Origin of the sequence: Mycobacterium sp. E3298, from assembly GCF_001666895.1 — a bacterium.
Lineage (GTDB): Bacteria > Actinomycetota > Actinomycetes > Mycobacteriales > Mycobacteriaceae > Mycobacterium.
The window spans coordinates 1-706 of the sequence record NZ_LZJB01000149.1 but is presented as its reverse complement, the minus strand read 5'-3'; the positions used below and the strand labels follow the sequence as shown (position 1 = coordinate 706).

Sequence of the window (706 nt, the reverse complement as noted above, 5' to 3'; positions counted from 1 at the left end):
GCAGCCGCACGCCGCCCCGTAACCGCCCGCCGCGGCGGGCTCCGCCCCCGGCGTGGCCACCACCAGCGCCGGGCCCGCGGCCACCTGCGGAACGACGCCCTCGCCCGACGAGGTGACCACCGCGGTGCCGGGAAACGCGCGCCCGAGTTCCTCGGCGGTGCGGCGCGCCCCGACGACCACGGCGCGCACCGCGTCCGACCCGCAGCGCGCGCAGCGCCGCGTCGGCTCAGTCCGCCCGCACCAACGGCAGACCAGCGCCGGGCCGCCCTCCCGCAACGACTCGGCCAGGGAGAGCGGACCCGTGCAGTGCCGGCACCGGGCGATGGTGCGGCAGCGCGCGCAGGCCAGCGACGGGACGTATCCGCGCCGCGGCACCTGCACCAGCACCGGCGCCCCGGCCTCCAGCGACGAGCGGGCGGCGCGCAGCGCGATCGACGGGATGCGCGCGGTCCGCGCGGCCGGGTCGCGTTCGTCGGCGTAACCGGTGTCGTCGAGGGCGACCACCCGCGGCGTGCGGGCGCGCACCACCGCCCGGGCCGCGACGATGTCGTGCGCCCACCAGGCGCGGTGCGCGGCGCTGATCGGGGGCTACGCGCGCACCGCCGAGGCGCAGGCGTTGGTGCGCAGCGGGTGGGCGCACGACATCGTCGCGGCCCGGGCGGTGGTGCGCGCCCGCACGCCGCGGGTGGTCGCCCTCGACGACACC

1 protein-coding gene and 1 pseudogene are annotated in these 706 nt (G+C 80.3%); one reads left to right on the top strand and one right to left on the bottom strand.

The features are described 5' to 3' along the window. Positions 1 to 567 (bottom strand): annotated as a pseudogene (locus A9X05_RS06820) (primosome assembly protein PriA); the annotation flags it as partial. Here A9X05_RS06820 and A9X05_RS30905 point away from each other — a divergent pair. Beyond that, a partial coding sequence (locus A9X05_RS30905; RefSeq protein ID WP_197498955.1) for a hypothetical protein occupies positions 512 to 706 on the top strand: 195 nt, incomplete at its 3' end. The pseudogene A9X05_RS06820 and the gene A9X05_RS30905 sit on opposite strands and share 56 nt — an antisense overlap.